Origin of the sequence: Pseudomonas sp. EpS/L25 (assembly GCF_001512295.1) — a bacterium.
Classification (GTDB): Bacteria; Pseudomonadota; Gammaproteobacteria; order Pseudomonadales; family Pseudomonadaceae; genus Chryseomonas.
This window is the reverse complement of record NZ_LNUP01000002.1, coordinates 1498982-1522824: the sequence shown is the minus strand read 5'-3', so window position 1 is coordinate 1522824 and position 23843 is coordinate 1498982. Positions and strand designations below refer to the sequence as shown.

25 protein-coding genes, 1 tRNA gene and 1 pseudogene are annotated in these 23843 nt (G+C 65.2%); 11 read left to right on the top strand and 16 right to left on the bottom strand.

The features are described 5' to 3' along the window. Positions 1-25: 25 nt before the first annotated feature. The 3 genes from AR540_RS08070 to AR540_RS08060 form a co-directional block, all read right to left on the bottom strand. Positions 26-496 carry an MEKHLA domain-containing protein gene (locus AR540_RS08070; RefSeq protein WP_059227671.1) on the bottom strand — a complete coding sequence of 157 codons (471 nt, stop codon included), beginning with the start codon at positions 494-496 and terminating at the stop codon, positions 26-28. 108 nt (positions 497-604) lie between these two features. Further along, a complete protein-coding gene (locus tag AR540_RS08065; RefSeq protein WP_059227669.1) occupies positions 605-1723 on the bottom strand; it encodes a YncE family protein in 1119 nt (372 codons plus the stop codon). Positions 1724-1836: 113 nt separating this feature from the next. Continuing rightward, positions 1837-2829 (bottom strand): MBL fold metallo-hydrolase, encoded by a 993-nt coding sequence (locus AR540_RS08060; protein ID WP_059227668.1) that lies wholly within the window; start codon positions 2827-2829, stop codon positions 1837-1839. A 186-nt stretch (positions 2830-3015) separates the two neighbouring features. Between AR540_RS08060 and AR540_RS08055 the strand changes: the two genes are divergently transcribed. Further along, positions 3016-4260, top strand: a complete 1245-nt coding sequence (locus AR540_RS08055; protein ID WP_059227666.1) for an acyl-CoA dehydrogenase family protein — start codon at positions 3016-3018, stop codon at positions 4258-4260. A 70-nt stretch (positions 4261-4330) separates the two neighbouring features. Here the strand turns inward: AR540_RS08055 and AR540_RS26405 are convergent, their stop codons facing one another. Together AR540_RS26405 and AR540_RS26400 are read right to left on the bottom strand one after the other, a co-directional pair. After that, a complete protein-coding gene (locus tag AR540_RS26405) occupies positions 4331-4741 on the bottom strand; it encodes a methyl-accepting chemotaxis protein (RefSeq protein ID WP_442963773.1) in 411 nt (136 codons plus the stop codon). Positions 4742-4870: 129 nt separating this feature from the next. Further along, positions 4871-5647 (bottom strand): annotated as a pseudogene (locus AR540_RS26400) (PAS domain-containing protein); the annotation flags it as partial. Positions 5648-5864: 217 nt separating this feature from the next. Between AR540_RS26400 and AR540_RS08045 the strand changes: the two are divergent. The 4 genes from AR540_RS08045 (at position 5865) to AR540_RS08030 (ending at position 9478) form a co-directional block, all read left to right on the top strand. Then, on the top strand, positions 5865-7031 hold the full coding sequence (locus AR540_RS08045; RefSeq protein ID WP_059227662.1) for an acyl-CoA dehydrogenase family protein: 1167 nt from the start codon (positions 5865-5867) through the stop codon (positions 7029-7031). A gap of 13 nt (positions 7032-7044) precedes the next feature. Further along, the gene (locus AR540_RS08040) at positions 7045-8130 is read left to right on the top strand and encodes a sigma-54 interaction domain-containing protein (protein WP_059227660.1); all 1086 of its coding nucleotides are present in this window, start codon (positions 7045-7047) and stop codon (positions 8128-8130) included. Between the two features lie 78 nt (positions 8131-8208). Beyond that, on the top strand, positions 8209-9069 hold the full coding sequence (locus tag AR540_RS08035) for a pirin family protein (RefSeq protein ID WP_059227659.1): 861 nt from the start codon (positions 8209-8211) through the stop codon (positions 9067-9069). A 67-nt stretch (positions 9070-9136) separates the two neighbouring features. Continuing rightward, positions 9137-9478, top strand: coding sequence for an FKBP-type peptidyl-prolyl cis-trans isomerase (locus AR540_RS08030; RefSeq protein WP_059227657.1), 342 nt, complete (start codon positions 9137-9139; stop codon positions 9476-9478). A 36-nt stretch (positions 9479-9514) separates the two neighbouring features. On the opposite strand, the gene AR540_RS08025 is transcribed toward AR540_RS08030, so the two are convergent. Together AR540_RS08025 and AR540_RS08020 are read right to left on the bottom strand one after the other, a co-directional pair. Next, positions 9515-9703: a hypothetical protein gene (locus AR540_RS08025; RefSeq protein WP_059227655.1), complete on the bottom strand. Its 189-nt coding sequence runs from the start codon at positions 9701-9703 to the stop codon at positions 9515-9517. A gap of 211 nt (positions 9704-9914) precedes the next feature. Continuing rightward, positions 9915-12605, bottom strand: coding sequence for a glycoside hydrolase family 5 protein (locus tag AR540_RS08020; RefSeq protein WP_059227653.1), 2691 nt, complete (start codon positions 12603-12605; stop codon positions 9915-9917). A gap of 451 nt (positions 12606-13056) precedes the next feature. Between AR540_RS08020 and xth the strand changes: the two genes are divergently transcribed. Further along, positions 13057-13845, top strand: coding sequence for an exodeoxyribonuclease III (gene xth, locus AR540_RS08015; protein ID WP_059227651.1), 789 nt, complete (start codon positions 13057-13059; stop codon positions 13843-13845). Between the two features lie 6 nt (positions 13846-13851). Here the strand turns inward: xth and AR540_RS08010 are convergent, their stop codons facing one another. Together AR540_RS08010 and crcB are read right to left on the bottom strand one after the other, a co-directional pair. Beyond that, the gene (locus AR540_RS08010) at positions 13852-14244 is read right to left on the bottom strand and encodes a hypothetical protein (protein WP_059227649.1); all 393 of its coding nucleotides are present in this window, start codon (positions 14242-14244) and stop codon (positions 13852-13854) included. 16 nt (positions 14245-14260) lie between these two features. Continuing rightward, positions 14261-14644, bottom strand: a complete 384-nt coding sequence (gene crcB / locus AR540_RS08005) for a fluoride efflux transporter CrcB (protein ID WP_059227647.1) — start codon at positions 14642-14644, stop codon at positions 14261-14263. A gap of 205 nt (positions 14645-14849) precedes the next feature. Between crcB and AR540_RS08000 the strand changes: the two genes are divergently transcribed. Further along, entirely contained in the window at positions 14850-15671 is an 822-nt protein-coding gene (locus AR540_RS08000; RefSeq protein ID WP_059227645.1) for a sigma-54-dependent transcriptional regulator, read from the top strand. Positions 15672-15920: 249 nt separating this feature from the next. Beyond that, positions 15921-16805, top strand: coding sequence for a dTDP-4-dehydrorhamnose reductase (gene rfbD, locus AR540_RS07995; RefSeq protein WP_059227643.1), 885 nt, complete (start codon positions 15921-15923; stop codon positions 16803-16805). A 32-nt stretch (positions 16806-16837) separates the two neighbouring features. On the opposite strand, the gene AR540_RS26000 is transcribed toward rfbD, so the two are convergent. After that, entirely contained in the window at positions 16838-16981 is a 144-nt protein-coding gene (locus tag AR540_RS26000; protein WP_236712031.1) for a hypothetical protein, read from the bottom strand. A 682-nt stretch (positions 16982-17663) separates the two neighbouring features. On the opposite strand from AR540_RS26000, the gene AR540_RS07985 reads away from it, so the two are divergent. Continuing rightward, positions 17664-17936 (top strand): hypothetical protein, encoded by a 273-nt coding sequence (locus AR540_RS07985; protein ID WP_059227639.1) that lies wholly within the window; start codon positions 17664-17666, stop codon positions 17934-17936. Between the two features lie 80 nt (positions 17937-18016). After that, complete coding sequence (locus AR540_RS07980) at positions 18017-18223, top strand: carbon storage regulator (protein ID WP_065242511.1); 207 nt, start codon at positions 18017-18019, stop codon at positions 18221-18223. Between the two features lie 8 nt (positions 18224-18231). Here the strand turns inward: AR540_RS07980 and AR540_RS07975 are convergent, their stop codons facing one another. From AR540_RS07975 to dapA, 6 genes are all read right to left on the bottom strand, one after another. Then, entirely contained in the window at positions 18232-18693 is a 462-nt protein-coding gene (locus AR540_RS07975; RefSeq protein WP_059227634.1) for a hypothetical protein, read from the bottom strand. A 364-nt stretch (positions 18694-19057) separates the two neighbouring features. Beyond that, positions 19058-19147: transfer RNA gene (locus tag AR540_RS07970), tRNA-Ser, on the bottom strand. Positions 19148-19384: 237 nt separating this feature from the next. Then, complete coding sequence (purC, locus tag AR540_RS07965) at positions 19385-20095, bottom strand: phosphoribosylaminoimidazolesuccinocarboxamide synthase (protein WP_059227632.1); 711 nt, start codon at positions 20093-20095, stop codon at positions 19385-19387. Between the two features lie 157 nt (positions 20096-20252). After that, positions 20253-21011: an MBL fold metallo-hydrolase gene (locus AR540_RS07960; RefSeq protein WP_059227630.1), complete on the bottom strand. Its 759-nt coding sequence runs from the start codon at positions 21009-21011 to the stop codon at positions 20253-20255. Next, entirely contained in the window at positions 20950-22134 is a 1185-nt protein-coding gene (gene bamC, locus AR540_RS07955) for an outer membrane protein assembly factor BamC (RefSeq protein ID WP_059227628.1), read from the bottom strand. The genes AR540_RS07960 and bamC overlap by 62 nt, the downstream gene beginning before the upstream one ends. A gap of 14 nt (positions 22135-22148) precedes the next feature. Continuing rightward, entirely contained in the window at positions 22149-23027 is an 879-nt protein-coding gene (dapA, locus tag AR540_RS07950) for a 4-hydroxy-tetrahydrodipicolinate synthase (protein ID WP_059227626.1), read from the bottom strand. Between the two features lie 241 nt (positions 23028-23268). Here dapA and AR540_RS07945 point away from each other — a divergent pair, with 241 nt between their 5' ends. After that, positions 23269-23829 (top strand): glycine cleavage system protein R, encoded by a 561-nt coding sequence (locus AR540_RS07945; protein ID WP_059227624.1) that lies wholly within the window; start codon positions 23269-23271, stop codon positions 23827-23829. The last annotated feature ends 14 nt before the right edge of the window (positions 23830-23843 follow it).

Below are 23843 nucleotides of genomic sequence, written 5' to 3'. Positions count from 1 at the left end.
GCAGCCGAGCCCAACGATCTCTACCTCATTCCAGCTGCCCAACCCGCTGCGGATCCGGCCAGAACAGCGCCGCCTGCCCCACGCGCATACCGTCGACATCGACCAGATTCCACACCATCCCCGCATGGATCTGGAATGCCTCCCCCGCCTTGTCCACCCGCCAGCCTTCGTAGCCCGAGGCATAGCCCTGGCGCCCCACCGCTTCCATCAGGCGCTGTCGCTCGTCCCTGTCCTTGGGTGAGGCGCTGAACCTTGAAGGCATGCCAATGAATTCGTCGCGGGGATAGCCGAAACAGCTCAGCGCCTGCCTGTTGGCGTAGCAGAACAGCGGATCGCTTTCGGTACCGTGCGCCAGCAGGGCATAGGGTGCCCACTCATGCAGCCAGACAGGAAGTTCAGGCTCAGGCAGTCCGGCGGGACGCGGCAGCGGCTCGCCGAGCCAGCGGCGGTAGGAGGCTTCCAGCAGTGGAAGCAGGCTGAGATCGGTGGCGGACAAAGCGGCAGCTCCTTGATGGTAGGACCCATGCATTCAAGAGCAAGCCGGTGGGCTTGGGAAGCCCGGGGCCACCGCAGCAGGACGCTGCGGCAGCCAGGGCGGCGCGGTTTACTTCACCGCGGAGAGGTCGATGCGCACCACGCTTTCCGGCGCGGTATTCATGTATTCCTTGTCGAAGGGCGTCTTCACCGTCGCATACAGTGTCTGGCCATCCGGGCTGACCAGCAGGCTGTTGGGATTGGGCTTGAGGTCGTAGGCCTTTTTCTCGGCGTAGGTGGTGGCGTCGAGGATCAACAGCCGACCGGTCTCGCGCTGGGTGATGTACAGCTCATTGCGTTTGGTATTGAGCTTGATGGCCAGGGCATCGCCCACTGGCAGCCGCTTGATCACCTTGCCGCTGCGGATATCGAAGACCAGCACGGTCTTGGCTTCGGAATTGTCGGTGACGAACAGCTGGTGATTGGCGCGATCCTCGGCCAGGTTCAGCAGCAGGTACTTGCCGCCATCGCCCGGGGTCCAGCGCTGCTCGATCTTGCGGGTGCGCGGATTGATCACCAGCACCTCGCCGCTGCCATTGGCCGCATAGAGGCGCCCGGTGTCCTCGGAGTACAGCAGGCCGGTCACCCACTTGCCGGCATTGGGGATGCGCGCCTTGAGGGTCAGGGTCTTGGCGTCCACCACCCAGATCACCCCCGGATCGCCGACGCCGCCGACGTACAGCAGGCCGTCGTGCAGGATGACCTGGCGCGGATTGACCGGATGGCCGTCCCGGCCCATCTCGTTGAATTTCAGGCGCTTCTCCACCTTGCCGGTACGCAGGTCGATGCGCGTCAGGCCGCCATCCAGGGAGTTGGTGACGAACAGGGTTTCGCCAGCGGCATCGGTGGTCAGGGCGAAGTTCTTCAGGTCGGTATGGATCTGCCCGGTGATGGCCAGGGTAGCCGGATCGAGCTGGTAGATCACCCCACCGGTGACGCCCTTGGTCAACTGGGCGGTCGCGGCATAGACCGCTTGCTTGGCCGGGCTGTAGGCCAGTTCGTAGAGGCCATAGCCCAGCTCGACGCGCTTGAGCTCGGCGGGTGCCTGGGGCATGGCCGGCGCGGCAGCGACCGGGACCGGAGCCGGAGGTGGCGGCGGCGCCTCTGCCTGGGTGGAGCAGGCAGCCACTGCCAGCGACAGCAGCGCCAGAGCGCCCAGCGTCGAAACCTTGTTCAAAGACACCACCATTTGCTTCTCCTAGGGACAGGTGCGAAGGGTCGAGGCGACCCTGAAATGATAAACGTTCGCACTATGCCCAAGGAAAACAGGTCGTTCAAGGGCGTGAGCACCCGCTCTGCCAGCTAGTGGTGTTCCCTTCTCCCCTCCCCGCCGCTCTGGTCCAGGGCTTTGAGCCGCCCCTGCCGATCCAGCCGAAACCGCGAAAAATCCTCGGCCAGGTGCAGCTCGCCCGAGTAGTGGGCCGCGGCTTCCTCGCCCAGCTCCTGAATGGACGGCGAACGCGCCGGATCGGCCTGATAGCGCGGACTGAAATGGGTGAGCAGCAGCGCCGGCAGTTGTTGGGCCTGGGCGAAACGGGCGATGCCGGCGGCGCTGCTGTGACCCCAGCTCTCGCCGGTCTTGTCGATATGCGCCTGGGCGTAGGTGGCCTCGTGGACCAGTAGCTGGGCGCCGCGACAGGCTTCGACGAGCAGCTCGGGACGATCGTTGTCGCCCGCCACCACCAGTCGTCGCTCGGCGTAAGCAGCCTGCAGGAAGTCGGCGCTGCGCAGCAGGCGTCCCTCATGCAGTACGTCCTCTCCGGCCTGCAGACGCCCCCACAGCGGCCCGCGGGGCACCCCTGCCGTGGCCAGGGCCGCTGGGTCCAGGCGCTGCGGTCGACGGGTTTCGCGAAAGCGGAAGGCGTGGCTGGGCACACGATGGGAAAGCGCAAAGGCGTCGATGTCCCAGGCGCCCAGAGCCAGGCCGGTAAAGTCCTCCAGGGCATGGAATCGTACCTCGAACGGTAGATGCAGGGCGGTCAGCGCCTGGGTAGCGCCGAGCCAGGCCTGTACCGCCCGGGGGGCAACCAGCGCCAGCGGCTGGCTGCGTCCGGTCATGGCGGCACTGGCCAGCAGCCCCGGCAGGCCATAGCAGTGATCGCCATGGATGTGGGTGATGCAGATGGCGCGCAGATCCGCTGCCGACAGCGGCGTACGCAGGAGTTGATGCTGGGTGGCCTCGCCGCAGTCGATCAGGAACCAGCCCTTGCCCTGGTCCTCGATCAAGGCAACGGCCGAGACGTTGCGCCGCCGGGTCGGCACGCCGGCGGAGGTGCCGAGAAAGAGGATGTCCATGGGCGCTCCGCAAAACCGGCAGTCTAGCGCGACCGGCCAGGTGTCGCCCTACCAACAGCGCCAGTACAGCCGTGCTGTCCCCAGGACAGCACGCGCGTGGAAAAGCCTGTCAGATCAGGCCCTGGAGGGCTGGCAACACTCTTGCAATGGCTCTGGCGTCGTCCTTTCCGTCCGCCGAGGATCATCATGAATCTGCCCGCTCGTCATCTGCCCCCTACCCGCACCGAGGCGCCCGACTACGAACCCCTGGTCGCCCGCTTCCGACCGATCTTCGTCCGTATCGCCGAGGGCGCCCTGGAGCGCGAACGCACTCGCACCCTGCCCTACGCCCCCGTCGCCTGGCTGAAGGAAGCCGGCTTCGGCGCCGTGCGAGTGCCGGTGGAGTTCGGCGGCAGCGGCGCCAGCCTGCCGCAGCTGGTGCGCCTGCTGATCGAACTGGCGGCCGCCGACAGCAACCTGCCCCAGGCCCTGCGCGGCCATTTCGCCTTCGTCGAGGATCGCCTCAACGCCCACGCCAGCACCTCCCAGCAGGCCTGGTTCGAGCGCTTCGTCGCCGGCGAGCTGGTGGGTAATGCCTGGACCGAAATCGGCACGGTCAAGCTCGGCGAAGTCATCACCCGCGTCAGCCAGAAAGACGGTCAGTGGCGCCTCAACGGCACCAAGTACTACAGCACCGGCAGCCTGTTCGCCGACTGGATCGACGTCTATGCGCAGCGTGATGACACCGGCGGCGACGTCATTGCCGCCATCCGCACCGACCAGCCGGGCGTGCGCCAGTCCGACGACTGGGACGGCTTCGGCCAGCGCACCACCGCCAGCGGCACTTCGGTGTTCGAGGACGTGCAGGTGGAGCCGGAAAACCTCATCGACTTCGCCACCCGCTTCAAATACCAGACCGCCTTCTACCAACTGGTGCTGCTCGCCGTGATCACCGGCAGCGGCCAGGCCGCCGTGCGCGACTTCGCCGAGGAGGTGAAGGCACGCAAGCGCGTCTACAGCCATGGCAATGCCGACGCCGCCAGCGCCGATCCCCAGGTACAGCAGGTGGTAGGCAAGGCTTCGGCCTTCGTCTATGCCGCCGAGGCGGCGACCCTGAGCGCGGCCGCGACGGCCCAGGCCGCCTATGAGGCGCGCCATGCCGGCGACGCTGCCGCCGAGCATCAGGCCAATGTAGCGGCCGAGCTGGAATCCGCCCAGGCACAGGCGGCCGTGGCAGATCTGGTACTGCGCGCCACCAGTGACCTGTTCAACGCCCTGGGCGCCTCGGCGACCAGCGTGAGCAAGGGACTGGACCGGCACTGGCGCAATGCCCGCACCGCCGCCTCGCACAATCCGCTGATCTACAAGGAGCGCATCATCGGCGCCTGGGAAATCGAGGGAACCGAGCCGCCCTACGTCTGGCAGATCGGCGGCGGCGGCAAGCAGGGCTGACGCCCAGCCGTCGTCCAAGGCAAACCGGCAACCCGCGGGTTGCCGTTGCCGCGGCCAGCCCCGTGCGGGATCAGCTCGACAGCTGCCGAGCGAACCGTCCCACCGCCCCGACCACCCGCTGGGCGCCATCCTGGATTTCCACGATCACCTGCCCGGCCTGGCCGGCTAGTTCCAGCCCCTGCTCGGCCTGGCGGCGTCCGTTCTCGATCACCGTCACTGCCTCGCTGGCCAGTTGCTGGTTCTGCTGCACCACCCCGACGATCTCCTCGGTGGCCTTGCTGGTGCGCGAGGCCAATTGTCGAACCTCGTCGGCCACCACGGCGAAGCCGCGGCCCTGTTCGCCGGCCCGCGCGGCCTCGATGGCGGCATTGAGCGCCAGCAGGTTGGTCTGCTCGGCGATACCGCTGATGGTCTTGATGATGGTGCCGATCACCTGGGACTGGTTGTCCAGCGCCTCGATGCCCTTCACCGCCTCCTGCATCTGGCTGGCCAGGACGCGCATCACGTCCACCGTCTGCTGTGCCACCACGGCGCCCTTGCGGGCGGTGTCGTCGGTCTGCTGGGACGTCTCGAAGGCCAGGCTGGCCGCCTCGGACACCGCCTGCTCCTGCTCGACCTGCTCGGTGATCACGGTGGCGAACTTGACGATCTTGTACAGCCGGTCGTGGGCATCGATCACCGGGTTGTAGGACGCCTCCAGCCAGACATCCCGGCCGTGGGCGTCCAGCCGCTTGAAGCGGTCGACCACGAACTCGCCACGGCGCAGCCGTGCCCAGAACTGGAGGTAGGCCTCGGAATTGGCCTCCGCCGGATCGCAGAACAGTCGATGGTGCTTGCCCTTGATCTGCACCAGCGAGTAGCCCATGGCCTGCAGGAAGCGGTCGTTGGCATCGAGCACCTCGCCCTCGAGGTTGAACTCGATGACCGCCGTGGAGCGGCGCAGCGCCTTGAGCAGGCTTTCATGCTCGCGGGACGTCTCGATGGTACGGGTCAGGTTGTTGCAGAACAGCCGGAAGCGATTCACCTGGCCCTGGCTGTCGTGGAAGGGATGCAGGATGCCGCGGAGCCAGGCCTCGCGCCCGTCGCCGCGCGTGAGGCGCAGAGCGCCACTGAAATGCTCGCCGCGACTCAGGCTCTGCTGCAGGCGACGGCTGTGCTCTTCGTTCTTGATGTGCGCCGGGATCAGGTCCGTCAGGGGCCGTCCCAACAGGTCGGCGGCCCGTACGCCCATTTCCCTTTCGAAATTGGCGTTCACCGAGGTGATGCAGCCGCGGCCATCCAGTTCGACACCGATCATCTCGGCATTCAGCTCCTCCTTCAGCCGCAAGAAGGAGTTCGACTGCTCGCGCAGGCGCTGCAGTTCCTGCTTTAGTTTCTTATAGAACATCGCGCGCACCTGCTCGGTGGATTGAGTAGCCGTTGTATCGCCTCACCTGGCCGATCCTTTAGTTGACTGAATGCAGTAAGGACCGAGCGGGCGCTTTACACGATGGGTGGCCAGCAGTGGGCAGACTATTACGTAATAACCAAAAAATATTTCATATCCAGGTTTGAGCGGCTTTAAGTTCTAACGCCTGCAGACCTGCCAACCTACAAGAATCGCCATGACCTATCCTGCGCTGGAAATCCTCACGCCGCTGCTATCCACCTTCGCCGCCACCGCCGTCGAGCGGGATCGCCGGGGCGGCACGCCCAAGGTCGAGCGGGACGCCTTGCGCCAGAGCGGCCTGCTGGCCCTGAGCATCCCATCCGAGCTAGGCGGGCTGGGCGCTCCCTGGAACGAAACCCTGGAAGCCGTGCGCCAGCTCGCCCGGGTCGATAGCTCCCTGGCCCATGTCTTCGGCTTCCACCATCTGCTGCTGGCGACTGCCCAACTGTTCGGCCAGCCGGAGCAGTGGCGGCCCTGGCTCGAACGTACCGCCCGAGAGGCGCTGTTCTGGGGTAACGCCCTCAACCCGCTGGACCGCCGCACCCTCGCCCGCCGCCAGGGCGACGCCTGGCAGGTGGACGGGCAGAAGAGCTTCTGCAGTGGCGCCCTGGATTCCGACCTGCTGCTGCTCTCGGCCCTGGAGCACGACGACCAGGGCCGGTTGCTGATCGCCGTGGTACCGACCGGGCGCGCGGGCATCCACCTGTTCGATGATTGGGACAACAACGGCCAGCGCCAGACCGACAGCGGCAGTGCCCGTTTCGACGCCGTACGCATCGAAGACCAGGAATGGCTGCGGGAGCCCGGTCCGCTCAGCACTCCCTTCGCCTGCCTGCGACCGCTGCTGGCCCAACTGATCTTCGCCAACATCTTCCTGGGCCTCGGCGAAGGCGCCTTCGCCGAGGCCCAGCGCTATACCCGCAACCAGGCTCGCCCCTGGTTCAAGTCCGCCGCCGCCAGCGCCAGCGAAGACCCCTATGTCCTGCGCCACTACGGCGAATTCTGGGTCGCCCTGGAGAGCACCCGCCTGCTGGTGGAGCGCGCCAATCTCGGCTTCGAACAGGCCTGGCGCCAGGGTACGGCGCTCACCGCGGAAACCCGGGGCGACCTGGCCATCGCCATTGCCACCGCGAAGGTCGCCGCCAGCCGCCATGGGCTGGATCTTGCCAGCCGGCTGTTCGAGGTCGGCGGCGCCCGCGCCACCGCTGGGGCGCTACGACTGGATCGCTACTGGCGCAACCTGCGCACCCAGACCCTGCACGACCCGCTCGACTACAAATTGCATGAACTGGGCGACTGGGCGCTGAACGAACGCCTGCCCACTCCCAGTTTCTACTCCTGAAGAGGACTCGCCCATGACCCTGCTGACCCTGACGCGCACCCCCGAGGTGCCTCGCTACCGGGCCACCGCTCAGGTCTTCACCGATCCGCGCTCCCGGGAGCTGCTCGCCCACCTGGAAAAGATCGCGCCCAGCGAAGCCAGCGTCCTGGTGATCGGCGAGACGGGCACCGGCAAGGAGCTGATCGCCCGCCACATCCATGCCCTGAGCCACCGCCACGCCGGCCCCTTCGTCGCCGTCAACTGCGGCGCCTTCGCCGAGAGCCTGGTGGAGTCCGAACTCTTCGGCCATGAGAAAGGCGCCTTCACCGGCGCCCTGGGCGCCCGTGCCGGCTGGTTCGAGGAGGCCAATGGGGGCACCCTGTTCCTCGACGAGATCGGCGACCTGCCGCTGTCGGTGCAGGTCAAGCTGCTGCGGGTGCTGCAGGAGCGCGAGGTGGTACGCCTCGGCTCCCGGCGCAGCATCCCGCTGGATGTCCGCATCATCGCCGCTACCAACGTCCCGCTGGAGCGGGCCGTGGCCGAGGGCACCTTCCGCGAGGACCTCTGGTATCGCCTCAACGTGGTCAGCCTGCCGCTGCTGCCGCTACGCCAGCGCCAGGGCGACATCCTGCCGCTGGCCCGGCACTTCCTCCATGTCTATGCCCAGGCCCCGGTAGCCTTGAGCCCGGCGGCGGAGCGGCGCCTGCTGGATCACCCCTGGCCCGGCAACATCCGCGAGCTGGAGAACACCCTGCAGCACGCCCTGCTGCTCAAGCCCCAGGGCGAGCTGCAGGCCGAGGACCTACACTTCGTCCAGCGCCCTACGCGTACGCCGAGCCAGCCCCAGCCGACCGCCCAGGCGCCCACCGAGGCCCTGCTCACCGAGGCCTTCGCGCAACTCTTCGAAGAGCAGCCCGAGGCCCTGCACGAACGCGTCGAGGATGCCCTGGTCCGCGCCGCCTATCGCTTCTGCCACCGCAACCAGGTCCATACGGCGCGGCTGCTGGGGTTGAGTCGCAACGTCACCCGCGCCCATCTGATCCGCATCGGCGAACTGGTGGTCAATCATCGACGCCCGCTGGCGCCCCGGCCGGAGCGTGAGGTGCAATTCTCCATCTGACCACCGCGGCAACGCCACCGGGGTACCCGCCCGGCGAGGGTATCCCTACACTGGCGTTTTAAGCCTGAGAGGTCCGCCATGACCGTCCGTACGCTGCTGCATCGTCATCCCGCCCGCCGCGATGACATCGGCGATCTCCACACCCGCCGTCCCCTGCCGGGGCCCGGCCTGCCCCATCTGGATCCCTTCCTCTTTCTCAACCACCACGGCCCCCAGGTCTATCCGCCGCACAACGCCGGCCTGCCCTTCGGCCCCCACCCGCACCGCGGCTTCGAAACGGTGACCTTCATCCTCGCCGGCTCCCTCGCTCACCGCGACAGCGGTGGCCACGAGAGCGTCATCGACGCGGGCGGCATCCAGTGGATGACGGCCGGCAGTGGCCTGGTGCACGCCGAGCTGTCGCCGGCCAGCTTCAAGCGCGACGGCGGCGAGCTGGAGATCCTGCAACTGTGGATCAACCTACCGGCGCGGCTCAAGTTCACCCGACCGGCCTATCACGGCGTATCGGCCGAAGCCATGCCGCTGATCGAGGCGGACGACGGCCGGGTGCACATCCGCTTGGCCTCCGGTACCTACCAGGGGATTCAGGGCGCCGTGGAGACGCCAACCCCCATCACCTTGATGACCGTGGAAATCGAGCCCGGCGGCACCGTGGTGCTACCCGCGCCGGCGGGTGAGGCGGTGTTCTGCTATGGCGTCCGCGGCGCGGTGCAGATCGCCGGCCACGATGAAGCCCCCTGGCAGCTGTTCGAGTTCGCCGCCGACGGTGATCGCGTGGAGCTGGCCAGCCGTGAAGGCGCCCTGCTGCTCTATGGCCACGCCGCCCCCTTCGCCGAGCCCATCGTCGCCCATGGCCCCTTCGTCATGAACAGCGCCGAGGAAATTCGTCAGGCGATTCGCGACTACCAGGCCGGCCTCTTCGGCGCCGTGCCGGAGTGAGCAGACAAGGCCACGCCGCGCCCGCTGCCGGACAGGCTAGACTCCGCCTTTTGGCTGGAGCGCGACGATGAGCGACGAGGTACGGATCGAGGATCTGGTTGAAGGCGACGGCAGGGCCGTGGTCAAGGGCGCCCTGATCACCACCCACTACGAAGGCTGGCTGGACGACGGCACCCTGTTCGATTCGTCCCGCGCCAAGGGGCGCCCGTTCCAATGCGTCATCGGCACCGGACGGGTGATCAAGGGTTGGGATCTGGGCCTGATGGGAATGCGGGTAGGCGGCAAGCGCCGGCTGGAAGTGCCAGCGCCCCTGGCCTATGGCGAACGCCAGGTCGGTGCGCTGATCAAGCCCAATGCCAATCTCACCTTCGAGATCGAATTGCTGGAAGTGCTGACCCGGGACGATTGAAGGCGGGCCACGGCCGAAGGGACGGCGGAAAGCGCCTCAGCCGGGGGCCTTGACGTTATTGCGCACCAGCTCCAACTGGGCTTCGAGCACGCTGAGCCGGGCGTATTTCTTGGTATAGATGACGAACTGTTCCTGGAAGCTCTGGCGGCTCCGGGCCAGCTCCTGACGGTGGTCGCGAATCTGTTCTTCCAGATTCTGCAGCCGCTGCTGGGTGGATTGCGTCATGGCACCTGCTCCTTGTGCGAGAAATATCGGATTCGACTCTACTCGCGGGTTTATAAGTCAAGCTATAGCCGTTCGTCGTCCGTACGGAGCCTGTTCCAGAGCCTCTGCTGCTGGCGTTCCGCCACCCGCTGACGCAGCCTTCGCTGCGCGGGATGAAGGAACGGCGACGACACCAGAGGTCTCGTCGCCGTCCATTTTCAGAGCGTCATTCTCAACGCGGTCCTATCGCAGTACAGCTGTTGCTCGCATCCACGTACTTCTTCAGCGTCGGCCATTGCGGCCGCTCGGCGCCGTTCACTGGCTCCACCGCCAGCGCATGGTTGCCCCAGCCCGGGCCAGCGGCCCAGTAGGTCAGCGGCATGCAGTTCTGCTGCAGATAGGCCAGCAGATTGTCAGTGGCTGCCAGCCAACGGCTGTCACCCGCCGGTACGCCGAACTCCGCGATCATGCCGCGCTTGCCATTGCGCTTGAGCCACTCGACGAAGGGCTTGACGCGATTGACCCCCACCTGCGGATCGAAGCCGGTCATGTCCTGCGCCGCGTAGTTGCCGCTGCCGTCCTGGTCCAGGTAGACGTTGGCCGCATAGATCAGGTTGTTGGCCGGGTCCTTCAGATTCAGCAAGGCGTTGCTGACGCCCGGCCAGTTGGCCGCGCTACCCCAGGCGTTGCCCTGGACGATCACCGGATGGATGCGATCCATGGTGCGGACGCCGTCGATCCCGGACTGCGCCGTTACCGGCCAGCCGCTGTCGGCGCCATTGGGCTTGCCCATGATGTCGTAGCCGTAGAGCGCGGCATGGTTGCCCCACTGGAAGGCCAGGCGATACATCAGATCCCAGTAATTGAAGTTGGTGACGGTCCCGGTACCGATCAGGGTGCCCTTGTAGCGACCACCATTGTCCAGCGCCAGGATCACCTTCATGTTGTACTTCTTGGCCAGCTCCAGCACCTGGGTGATCTGCTGGCTGTAACCCTGCTCCAGGCTGCCGAAGAAGCGCGTCTGCAGCCGTTCCCAGATCACCGGGAAGCGGATCAGCCGTACGCCCTTGGCGCTCCACTGCTGGAAATTCGCCTCGCCGGGCATGATGTAGCTGACGTTGACCACACCGGGCAGCACCTGGGGCGCGAAGGCGGCCCCCGAGAAGTTCAGGCCCACCAGGCTCAGCTTGCTGGCATTCGTCGCCGGCGTACTGGAACCCGTGGGCGTCGAGGACGATCCGCTGGGCGTCGGTACCGTGGTGGTCGGCGTGGTGCTGCCGGTGCTGGGGGCGGGTGTGGTCACGACCGGCAAGGTCACGGCCGGCGTCGCACTGCCCGCACTGCTGCCCGAGCCGGAACCCGAGGAGCTACCCGAGCTGCCGGTCGATCCCGTCGTACCGCTACTGCTGCCGGTACCCGGCACGCTGACGGCCGAGCCAGAGGTGGTAGCCCCGGTGCGCAGCGTCTTCGGATAGCCGAAGAGATTGCCATCCAGCTGCGGGCTCTCGATGAACACGCTCATGTTGCTGCCCACGACCTGGGCGTAGGTCACCTTGTAGCTCTTGCCATCCGCCGGGGTGATGAGGGCGCCGACCTTGAAGGCGTCCACGTTCACCGCCGATGCCGGAATGGAGAAGCCGGCAGCCTTGCGATAGACGCCGTGCAGCCAGTCTTCGTTGGTGAAGTCGTTGATCGAGGTGGTCACCCCGGTGGTGGTCGCGCCCCCCGCGCTGCCCGTCCCGGCTGCAGCCCCCGCGCCTGCCGTGCCGCCACTGGTGGAGCCGGAGCCGCCGGTGCCGCTGCCCGCACCACTGTTGTTGCTGGAACCGCCAGCCGTACCCGTCCCGCTGGCCGGCGTGGTCGCCGCGCCACTGCCCAGGGGGCCGATGGCGGTGCAGCTGCTGTCATCGATGTATTTGCGCAGGGTCGGCCACTGCGGGCGGTCGACGCCATTGATCGGCTCCACCGACAGGAAATAGTTGCCCCAGCCCGGGCCTGCGGCCCAATAGGTGGCCGGAATGCAGTTCTGCTTGAGGTAGGCCAGCATGCGATCCATCAGCGGCAGCCAACGGGGATCGTTATCCGGCACGCCGAACTCGCCGATCATGCCCTTCTTGTTGTTCTTCTTCAGCCACTCGACGAAGGGCCGCACGCGCTCCACGCCATAATCCTGGCTGAGCTTGCCCACGTCGATCCCGGTGTAGTTGCCGCCGGCGCTTTCGTCGAAATAGGAATGCGCCTGGAAGACCAGGTTGTCCGAAGGATCCTTGAGCGCCAGCAGGGCGTCGTTCCACAGCGGCCAGCGGGTTGCCTCCGACCAGCCATTGCCCTCGATCATGATGATCCGGGTCTTGTCCACCGCGCGCACGCCATTGATGCCGTACTGGGCCGCGATCGGCCACTGCGCCATGGAATCGTGGGGCTCGTTCATGATGTCGTAGGCGTACAGCGACGGCTGATTGCTCCAGCGCTGGGCGATACGGGTCATGATCTCCTGATAGCGGGTGTAGGGGACGGCAGCACTGCCGATCACCGAACCGCGATAGAAGGTGTAGTTGTGCAGGTCGAGGATGATGCGCATGCCGTACTTCTGCGCATTGGCGAAGGTCTCGTCCACCAGGGCGGCATAGGTCGGGTCCAGCGGACCGCCCAGCACCGGCTGCAGCCGCTCCCAGATCACCGGGAAACGGATCAACTTGATGCCCTTGGCGCTCCACTGCTTGAAGTAGGCCTCCACGGGGAAGATGTAGTGGGTACCGTTGACCCCTGGCAGCACCTGGCCGGCGAAGCCGGCGCCGGAAAGATTGAGCCCCACCAGGTTGACCTGTTCGGCCTTGGCGGTGGGCATGATCGCCAGAGCGGCGACGAAGGGCAGCGCACGCGCTGTCCAGCGGGGGAATTTCAGGAAAGATGGTTTCATCATCACCAGCTGCGCTAGATCGACCCGTGAACGCACTCCCTGAACAACGGCCGATATGAAGTGAGAGAAGGACCTCGCTGACACTCTTCAGCGAGACGACGCCTCCAGGCATGTCCACTCATTCAAGCGATATGCCAACTTCCTCTCCCGACTGCTGCGGCCATTATTTAGCCATTACTAAAATCAAATATAAGCAGTTGATTTTAAACAAATTAATAGAAAACCCGTTCGTCGGCACGATGAGCGAAGTAACACAGTAGCCACAATCGAAATGGAACTTTCGGTCGAATCGCCAATTTTTTTCCGGCAATTCAGCGTTAGCGGCCAAAAAGTTCCCTAAGGTGCCAAAAAAAGTAAGTCATCAAATAACGATAACCAGGTCACATATATCCTTACAGGGAACCGACGTCCCGGCCAGCCGGTCATGGCTACATCCCCCGCTCAGGAACCCACCATGGCCGCCCTTACCCTCGCCACCTACAACGTCAACGGTATCCGGGCGCGACTTCCCATCCTCCTCCAGTGGCTGGAGCGGGAGCAGCCGGATATCGTCTGCCTGCAGGAACTCAAGGCCAAGAGCCCCGACTTTCCCGAAGCGGAGCTGGCGGCGGCCGGCTACGGCGCGCTCTGGGAGGGCCAGCCGTCCTGGAACGGCGTCGCCATCCTCGCGCGTGGCGACCAGCCACTGGAGATCCGTCGCGGCCTGCCCGGCCTGGCGGACGATCCCCAGCGGCGCTATCTGGAAGCGGCGGTGAAGGGCATCGTGGTCGGCTGCCTCTATCTCCCCAACGGCAATCCCTGGCCGGGCCCCAAGTTCGAGTACAAGCTGGCCTGGTTCGCGCGCCTGCTCGAGCATGCCCAGGGGCTACTGGACAGCGGCCATCCGGTGGTCATGGCCGGCGACTACAACGTCGTCCCCACCGACCGCGATATCTACGATCCGAAGTCCTGGCGCAAGGACGCCCTGCTGCAGCCGGAGAGCCGCGCCTGTTTCCAGCGCCTGCTCGACCAGGGCTGGCTGGATGCCCTACGCGCCCGGCATCCCGACGAGGCGATCTACACCTACTGGGATTACTTCCGTCAGCGCTGGCAACGCAATGCCGGGCTGCGCATCGACCACCTTCTGCTCAGTCCGTCGCTCGCGCCCGGCCTGCTGGATGCCGGTGTGCATCGCTGGGTGAGGGATCTGGAGAAGACCAGCGACCATGCGCCGACCTGGATCAGCGTCGCAGCGCCGGCCTGACGAGTGTCAGGCGTCGCGGAGCAGGTCGTTGGCGTTGAGCAGGGCGTAGAGGATTTCCGGACGCTGCGTCAGGCCACGGCGAATGGCGGCCGGGATTGACTGATGCAGCTTGCGACACAACCCCGGACGTGGCTGCAGCTTGATCGACAGGCCCCGGGCGCTGCGCACCTCTCCGGGCCCCGGCGCGATCTCCAGGCAAATGCCCAGTTGCTCCTGCAACCGCTGTTGCAGCCGCCGCAGATCGGCCAGGCTGCCGACCGCCTCGAGTCGCTGGAGCAGGCGCTGCTCCTCCTGGCGATTGAGCAGCAAGGGCCGCGCATCGCGAGTCGGGTCGGCCAATACGCCATCCCGATCACAACTACAGACACCGGGCGGGCAGGGAGCACGCAGAGAGATCATCGCAACCTCCGCCGCGCTAGGCGCGGTACGCCCAATGGACCAGGCCGAAGCCCAAGGCCGTCATCGCCAGCGAACCGCTCAGATGGGCCCCGACGGTGGCCAGCGCCCAACCGGGCTTGCCCTCCTGTAGCAGGGTGATGACTTCCGCGGAGAAACTGGAGAAGGTCGTCAGGCCGCCACAGAACCCCGTGGTGATGAGAGTACGCCACACCGGTTCCATGTCTGGCACCTTGGCGAACCAGGCCAGGGCCAGGCCGATGACCAGGCAGCCAATGAGATTGACCGCCAGGGTACCCAGGGGCAGCGAAGGAAAGAGACCATTCAACTTCAAGGCGAACAACCAGCGCAGCACGCACCCCAGGGCGCCACCGATGATCACCGCCAGCAGGGAAAAAGCCAAAGCAGCGCCTCTTAGCCTAAGGATCGATCGGCAGGAACGGGAGCACGAAGCTCCGGCGTTCCTGGTCAGGCCAAGATTCTATACCGCCGCCTGCCGGATGGCCCTCATTTCAAATAGCCAAATACGATAAGCGAATAAAAAATACTTATTTTTAGCTATAAATCAGCACCGCTATCATGGGACTTTGCGTTGCAGTGATACCGGCATGCCTACCACCTCTTCCGACCTGTTGATCGTTCCCGCGGAGCAGCAGAGCAACCTGACCATCCGCGCCAAGGCGCTGGCCTTCGCCGATCCCCGCTCACGGCACCTGCTCACGCAGCTCGATGAGCTGGCCCCCCAGGTGCAGCCCGTGGTGCTGGCCGGCGAATGGGGGACGGGCCGCGAATTGCTGGCCCGCCGACTGCACGAGCGTAGCGGCCGTACCGGCCTGTTCAGCAGCCTGAACTGCGCCTCCCTGAGCCGGCGCCATGGTGCCGCCGAGTTGTTCGGCTATGTTCCGCGCGCCTATGCCGGCACCTCGGGCAGTCGCGTGGGCTGGTTCGGCACCGCCAATGGTGGCAGCCTCTATCTGGATGAAATCGCCGACCTGCCCAGGGAGCTGCAGCAGGAACTGGCGAGGGTTCTGCAGGAAGGCAGCATCCTGCGCCTGGGCAGCAGTCAACGCACCGAGGTCGATGTGCGCCTGATCGCCGGCTCCAGCGTGGAGTTGGCACAAGCGGTCGAGGCCGGGCATTTCGAGGTCCGGCTGTGGGAGTTCATCGGTCCGGGGCTTGTCTCCATCCCGCCGCTGCGTGAGCGACCGGCCGACCTGCTGCCCCTCGCCCGACATTTTCTCGCTCAGCACGCTGAACGTCTTGGCTGCGCGCCCCCTGCCCTGACGTCCGACGACGAAGCCGCCCTGATCGACTATCCCTGGCCGGGAAACATCCGCGAACTTGAACAGGTTCTCCATACCGCTCTGCTGACCACCTCGACGGCAGGGCTGCAGCTTGGCAAGCTGCTCACGCGCCTGCACCGGCGCTGAACTACACCGACGAACGGCAGTCCTAGCCGCATATCCAGTCCACCGGGTGAACCATGACCGCCACGTCCGCCAAATCGATGCCCACTCCGCCATAGACAGCGGCCGTCAGTCTTCTCCAGGAAGACGATTGGAACCGAGCAGTTGTCGCCGATGGCGGCAGGTTTCGTTTCGCATGGGAAAAGCCCAGGGCTTTTCGAGCATCGATTTCAGGACGAACGCCTTCCGCTGAAGGCGTCCAGGCAAGCTTTCATGAATATTGTGATCACCGGCCGTTCCGGCCAGGTTTCGCGCGCCCTGCAGCGCGAATTCGGCAACACCCATTCGCTGACCGTCATCGGTCAGGCAGAACTCGATCTGAGCCAGACCCATCGGCTGCGTGCCACCTTCGATCGACTGACTCCGGACCTCATCATCAACGCAGCGGCCTATACCGCTGTCGATCAGGCCGAAAAGGATGTCGACCGTGCCGCCGCCATCAACGCCCATGCGCCGCAGATCCTGGCCGAGTGGGCTTGCGAACGGGATATCCCCTTCGTGCACTACTCGACCGACTACGTCTTCGACGGTAGCCGTGGCCGCCCCTATAGCGAGAACTGCGCACCCGCGCCCCTGAGCGTCTACGGTCGCTCCAAGTTGGCCGGGGAGCAGGCCGTGCTGGCGGCCGGGGGGCGAGCCCTGGTGCTGCGGACCTCCTGGGTCTACTCCCATGACGGTCCCTGCTTCTTCAACACCATGCGGCAGTTGCTCGCCGAACGCGATGAGCTGCACGTAGTGGACGATCAACTGGGCGCGCCTACCTGGGCCCCCACCATCGCCCGGGCGACGCGCCACCTGGTCGAGCGCCTGCTCGAACGACGGGACAGCAGCGGGCTCTACCACCTGACCAACGCCGGCCAGACCTCCTGGCACGGATTCGCCCATGCCATCGCCGAACGCCTGGCGGAGCGCGGCGAGCTGCGGGCCCGCCTCTATCCCACCTCCACCGACAACTATCCTACTCCCGCGACCCGGCCTCGCGACTCGCGCCTGGATTGCAGCAAGGTCCAGGCGCTGCTGCCCTTCGCCCTGCCCGACTGGCGCGAGGATTTCGAGCGTTGCTGGGCATGCGTCGCGGACGAGGCTTCCGGGCGTTGACCACCAGCGGCGGCCGGCCCGCGTCCGGCGAGCTAACCGGTGATGCCAGGCGCAGGCGCTTCCGCTAGCCCCCCCTGGCAGGCCTCGGCCGGGACATCTTCGTGGGGTGCCGGATGCGTCGGCAGATTCGGCAGCGCCTTGACCCGTTCCAGATCGACGCTGGCATCCTGGGCCACCCGAATCCCTTGGCCTGCCCGGTTTCGGCGAAAACGTTCGAGGGATTACCATCCAGCACCAGGCATCCTGCCAGCAGCAACGGAAACCGATCCTCCAGCCAGCGCTTGACGTCGTCCAGGGGATCGAGGGCAGTTCGTCATGCACCTCGCCCATCATGCTCTGCCCGCACATCTCCCATTCCGGATAGTCGTCGCGGTCGAGGGCATCCTGGAGGTCGCGAGTGGCGTGGCCCACGCCGTACTGCTGGATCTCTCCCGCCTGTTCGCTGGCGATTGCTGCCGCCCTGCCTGGGCTCGGCGGAAAGGGCACAGGACCGCCACGCCTTGGTTGTCGACCAGCGCTTGGGTGCTCACGCTCGCCACCTGCGGGTGCCTATGGTTCGCCAGGAAGCCAGCATCCAAGTCACCAGGTGCAGGGTTTCCGGTGATGCTGAACGAAATCTATCTGGCGATTGGTGATGGGGCGCGGAGGAAGAACACCTTCGATGTAGTCGCCCACCAGCCGTCGCTCAATTAAACGATGTCCCCGCTTCCAGCGACCATCCGTGGCGCTAGCGAGTACCTCTCGTCCGTCCGCCGGAAAAAGGCGCTGACCGCGCTATCGATCCCCTCCAGACTCCCCATAAGCAGTCGATAAGACACTTGGCGATAATCTCGAACAAGAAGCCATCCGGAGGCCCCAATGCCCGAAGAAGACTACGACAGCGAACCGCTCCCCGCCGCTCGGCGTGTACCGGCCGCCGACCTGAATGAAATGGCCGTCGCCGTCGCGGCGGCAATCTCGATGTGGGCGCTCGCCACTCTGATCACCTTGGGCGCCGGCCATCACGGCAGTGGCCCCACGGATAGAGTGAACCTCCTGACACTGGTAGCTGGCCTGCTGGGTTTCGCCATTCGACGCTGGCAACTGAAGCCGCGGCAGCGCCGGCCGAGCAGGCGCAGACTGCCGTCCTAGAGCGAATAATCCGCCTACCAGTTCTCATACCGAACGGAACTGGCTATCATCCAGCCCTTGAAATCATGGCAAGGATGCTCATGTCTTATCTGGTCTTGACGCGCCGCACTGGTGAAATCATCAACCTCTCCCTAAAACCAGGAGCCGATGAAGAACAGGTGCTGGATCAGTTGTTCAATGGCGGCATCAACGTACGCATCCTGAAAGTTCAGGGCGATCGCGTACAGGTCGGCATCCAGGCACCGGCCGACATCAGCATCATGCGCCAGGAGCTGCTGCCCTTCTGACCTGGTATTCAGACCGGCCTGGGGTTATGGGCATACTCGAAGCGCCCTTCCAGCCCTCGCCATTCCACGCCCTGCCAGAGTTCGGGTGCCAGCGTGCCGTCCGCTCGCAGGTCCGCCCGATAATGGGCGAAGAACGGCTGGCCGTCGCGCAGCACGATGACGTTGTGGCGCTCCTCGATCTGGGCAATGAGATCCAGGACGGCCTCCGACGCCCGACCACCGCTCAGGCAATAGCAGCTACCGTACTGATGCAGCATGCTCTGGAAGCGGTAGCGATAGAGCGTGCAGCGATCGGTCTCGAGGTGCACGCTTTGCCCCCTGGCATCCTGCAGCGCATGGTGGACGCAATGCTCGCAGTCCTCGAATTCCTGGCGAGACTCGACCCACTCGCCGAGGAACTGCTTCTTCCACCGCCAGACCAACAGCCCACGATCTTCAGGCCGTGAATACACGCTGACCTTGTAGAACATCGCTCGACTCCTCTTTTATTGTTATTCGCCGAAGCCACCCCTGGAAGCTAGGCGTGCAGGCCCGCCAGCGGGTCGTAGCCTGTGCTCGGATGCACGTTTCCAGCATCGCTCCATTTCAGCGGGCCGTCCAGCTATCGCGCAATCCTGCGCCCGCCATCCGGCGGCGCCGGTCTCGTGCGCGGACGCAGCATGTCTCGCTGCGTAGAACGGCGCGCATCGCCAAGAGCTCGCTCAGCGCCACTGCGACTGATCGCGCCCGACAGCAGTCCGGAGCGGCCGGGCAGACAGCGGTGGAGCCATGACCGAGCCGAATTCCGGCCAATAAAAACCCCGAGGTGCCTGGCACGCTCGGGGTTTTCGGATATGGCGGAGAGATAGGGATTTGAACCCTAGGAGCCATTGCTGACTCAACGGATTTCGAATCCGTCCCGTTCGACCACTCCGGCATCTCTCCAACGCGGCGCATCATACCAGCCATGATTGCAAAAGCGAACATGCAATTGCAAAAAAAGCTCTGGTATCAGCGGCTTGCGTTCAGAACCTGCTCACGATCTCGCGAGCTAGAGCCAAACAAGGCCTGGGCGGCCCCACGAAAACACCTGAGGAAGCGGAGTTTACGAGGGGTAAATGAGCATTCCGAATGGCTTTTCAACGCCGTTTGGCCGACGCGCAGCGGATCGTGAACAGATTCTTAGAGCGGGACGCCCAGGCGCTGGGCGACCTCTTCATAGGCTTCGATCACGCCGCCCAGGCCCTGCCGGAAGCGATCCTTGTCCATCTTCTTGCGGGTAGCCTTGTCCCACAGGCGACTGCCGTCCGGGCTGAATTCGTCGCCCAGGACGACCTTGCCGTGGAACAGACCGAATTCCAGTTTGAAATCCACCAGCAGCAGGCCGGCGTCATCGAACAGCTGCTTGAGGATGTCGTTGATGCGAAAGGTCAGCGCCTTCATCTCGGCCAGTTGGTCGAGGGTGGCCCAGCCGAAGGCCTGGACGTGGCTTTCATTGACCATGGGGTCGTGCAGGGCATCGTTCTTCAGGAAGAGTTCGAAGGTCGGCGGAGTGAGTTCCAGGCCCTCCTCCACGCCCAGGCGACGCACCAGGCTGCCAGCGGCGAAGTTACGAACCACACATTCCACCGGGATCATGTCGAGCTTCTTGACCAGGCATTCGTTGTCGCCCAGCAGCTGCTCGAACTGGGTCGGAATGCCCGCGGCTTCGAGCTTCTGCATGACGAAGGCGTTGAACTTGTTGTTCACCATGCCCTTGCGCTCGAGCTGTTCGATGCGCTCGCCATCGAAGGCAGAGGTGTCGTTGCGGAACAACAGGACCAGGCGATCGGGATCGTCGGTGGTGAATACCGACTTGGCCTTGCCACGGTAGAGTTCTGCGCGTTTTTCCATCTTGGACTCCGGTTCGAATGGCTTGCAGGCTGTGGACGAACGCAGGTGAAACGAGCGGTTCGGGACGAGTACAGCCGGGAAGCGCAGTTTACATAGGATCGTGGATCTTTTGGCCGTGCAGCGAGGCGCAGCCGCCAAAGAAAACTCGACTGGCGCCTCAGGCGATGGCCTGCCACTCCAGCCCCTGCTGCTGGTCGGCGATCCGCAGCCAATCCGCGTCGCAACCCAGTACCCTGCTGAAGCAGGCGCGAGCCAGCCAGGGATTGTTGTTCTTCTCGCTCAGGTGAGCGAGCACCAGATGCTGCAGGCCCGGACAGGCCAGGTCCAGCACCAGATCGGCCGACTGCCGGTTGTTGAGATGCCCGCGCACCCCACCAACCCTTGCCTTGAGATGATAGGGATAGGGTCCGTTGGCCAGCATGGCACTGTCATGATTGGCCTCGATCACCAGGGCATCGAGCCCGCGGTAATGCTCGAGCACGCCCGGCGTGGCTTCACCGAGATCGGTGAGCACGCCCAGGCGCTTGCGACCATCGTCGAAGACGAACTGCGTCGGCTCCAGGGCGTCATGGGAAACCTGCACCACAGTCACCTCCAGCGCATCCAGCACCAGGCGCTCGCCATCCGCCAGCAGGCCCTGGGCCGCCACCGGCTTGCGCAGGCCACGCCCGGTGCCGGCGCTGTAGTAAACCGGTACCCCGTGTTTGCGCGCCAGCAGCTCGACGCCCTGGACGTGATCGGAATGTTCGTGGGTGACCAGGACGGCATCCAGCTGGGCAGGTACCACGCCCAGCCGGGCCAGGCGACGCTCGGCTTCCCGCAGGGAGAAGCCGCAGTCGATCAGGACGTAGCTGTTATGGCTGTGCACCAGGGTCGAGTTGCCCCGACTGCCGCTGCCCAGGATTGCGAAGCGCATACTGCATGCTCGTCTGAAGCTTTTTCAGCACGCCTTCGGCGATATCCTGGGGTGCTGCGGTGTTGATGGTCTTGTCCAGGGTGACCTGAACGGTGTTGCCGACCGAGGTCAGGCGTACCTGGAAGCGCCGTGCCCGGGCATCTTCCTCTTCCTTGGTCTCACCTTTGCCGAACAGACGGCCAAAGAAGCCCGGCTTGCGCTCTTCCGGCTTCTGCGCACCCTCGGCGAGGTTGACGTAGTACACGCCCAGGCTACGATCCATGTCGTCGACACGAATATCGGCGCCTTCGATGGCGCGGCCGACGCTGGACCAGGCGCGGTTCAGGTCGCTTTCCAGCACCAGCATGGGCACACCGCTACCGTCCACCTCGTAGGTGACGCGCTCGGGGGTGTCGTAGCCGCCCGCGGCCAGCAGGGATACCGAACCGCCCCCTTCGGCGCTGCGATCCAGACCGGCCAGCACCTGGTTCAGCAGGGCATCGTCGAGCGCCGAGCTGTTCTGGCTGCTGGACCAGGACGGATCGCTGGAGCTGCCCTGGCTGCGGGTCTGGGTCTGGACGAAGATTTCGCTGCTGCCGGACTGCACGCCCGGCTCGATGCGCAGCCGCGCTCGCAGCTCCTTGCCGGGCTCCAGGCGACCATTGGTGCTCAGGGCACGGGCCAGCGGCGTGGTCAGCTCGGTGGGCGACTGCCAGGCAGTGACCAGTTCGCCAGTCTGCGGACGCTCCTCGGCGATGCGGAAGCCGTTGTCGGTGAAGTACTGACGGGCCGTCGGCCAGAGGGTGGCCGGGACCTTCTGCGCGGCCAGCCAGCGGGCATTGCCGCTGCGCTGGACGCTGAATTGCTCGCTGCCACTGCCCTGGACGCTCAGCGCCTGGGGCCGCGGCACCTCGAAGCCGTAGGAACGGTTCTGGGTGTCGGCCACGTTGGCCGGAACCGGCAGCAGCGGATCCAGCGGCTTGGCCTGCAGATCGGTCGGCACCTGCATCGGACCGGTCTCGCGGGATTCGAGGTAGTCGTTGCCGCGATCACGGAAATAGCCGTGTTCGCCCCACAACCAGCTGCAACCACTGGCGCTGGCCACGGCCAGGCTCAGCGTCGTCAATCCGAGAATACGTTTCATCGCCTGCTTCCTAATCACGCCAGCACTCCCGCCTGACGCAGGGCCTGACGTACCACTTCATGGCAGCGCGAGCTGAGCCAGGTCAGGGGCAGACGGATACCGGCGTCGATCATGCCCATTTCATGCAGGGCCCACTTCACCGGGATCGGATTCGATTCGATGAACAGATTCTTGTGCAGCGGCATCAGCTTTTCGTTGAGCGCGCGTGCGGTGTCGGCATCGCCCCGCATGGCGGCGGCGCAGAGGTCGCTCATCGCCCTGGGGGCGACGTTGGCGGTCACCGAGATGTTGCCCTTGCCGCCCAGCAGCATGAGCTCGGCCGCGGTAGCGTCGTCACCGGAGTAGACCAGGAAATCCTTGCTCACCCGGGAGAGGATGTCGCGGGCACGGGCCAGGTCGCCGGTGGCTTCCTTGATGCCGATGATGTTCGGCACCTTGGCCAGGCGCTCGACGGTCTCGGCCAGCATGTCGCAGGCGGTACGGCCCGGCACGTTGTAGAGGATCTGCGGGATGGCGACGGTTTCGGCGATCATGCGGAAGTGCTGATAGAGCCCTTCCTGGGTCGGCTTGTTGTAATAGGGCACGACCAGCAGACAGGCATCGGCCCCGGCGTCCTTGGCGGCGCGCGTCAGGTCGATGGCCTCGCGGGTGGAATTGCCACCGGTGCCGGCGATGACCGGGATACGGCCCTTGACCTGTTCGACCACATGACGGATCACGGCGACGTGCTCGTCGACATCGACCGTCGCCGACTCACCCGAGGTGCCCACCGCGACGATGGCGTCGGTGCCTTCGGCGAGATGGAAGTCCACCAGCTTGGTCAGGCTATCCCAATCGATACGCCCCTGGGCGTCCATGGGGGTGACCAGCGCCACCATACTCCCCGCAATCATGCAACCGCTCCTGCCGGAAAAAGAGAGCGGTAATGGTACTGACGCCTCTGCGCCAGCACAAGCAACGCTCCCCGACGGGCATTCCCCCCGCGAGCGCTTTTCGCTACCCTTTCGCCTTTGCCAGGTTCTGTACGAAAAGTTGGTGAGCGAAGGTCAGGCGAAGCCTTTGTCAACGAAGCATCTCCGAGCGTAGCCACTTTTCGTACAGAACCCAGTCGTATCTCCCCTGCCAGGAACCCCAATGTCCGCTACCCCCCCGATCCGCGAACAATTTCTCGTCATCAGTGCCATGGGCGCCAATCCCATGGAACTGACCAACGTGCTCTTTCGCAGCTGCATGGACAATCGCTGCGCCGTGGTCAGCAGCCGTCTGAGCCGGCATGGGGAATACAGCGCCCTGATCCTTCAGGTGTCGGGCAACTGGGACGGCCTGGCCCGCCTGGAAAACAGCCTGGCCGGGATCGGCAAGCGCCATGGCTTCACCGTCGGCGTTACCCGCAGCGCCTCCCTGGAAAGCCGACCTCAGGCCCTGCCGTACGTCGTCTACGTCAGCGCCGCCTATCGCCCGGACATCCTCAACGAACTCTGCCAGTTCTTCGCCGACCACAAGATCGAGGTGGAGAATCTGGTGTGCGACTCCTACCAGGCGCCTCAGACCGGCGGCACCATGCTCAACGCCACCATCACCGTGACCCTGCCCGCTGGCACCCAGATCAGTTGGCTGCGCGACCAGTTCCTGGACTTCGCCGATGCCCTGAACCTCGACGCCCTGATCGAGCCCTGGCGGCCGCAGAACAACTGAACCACTGGAGGACC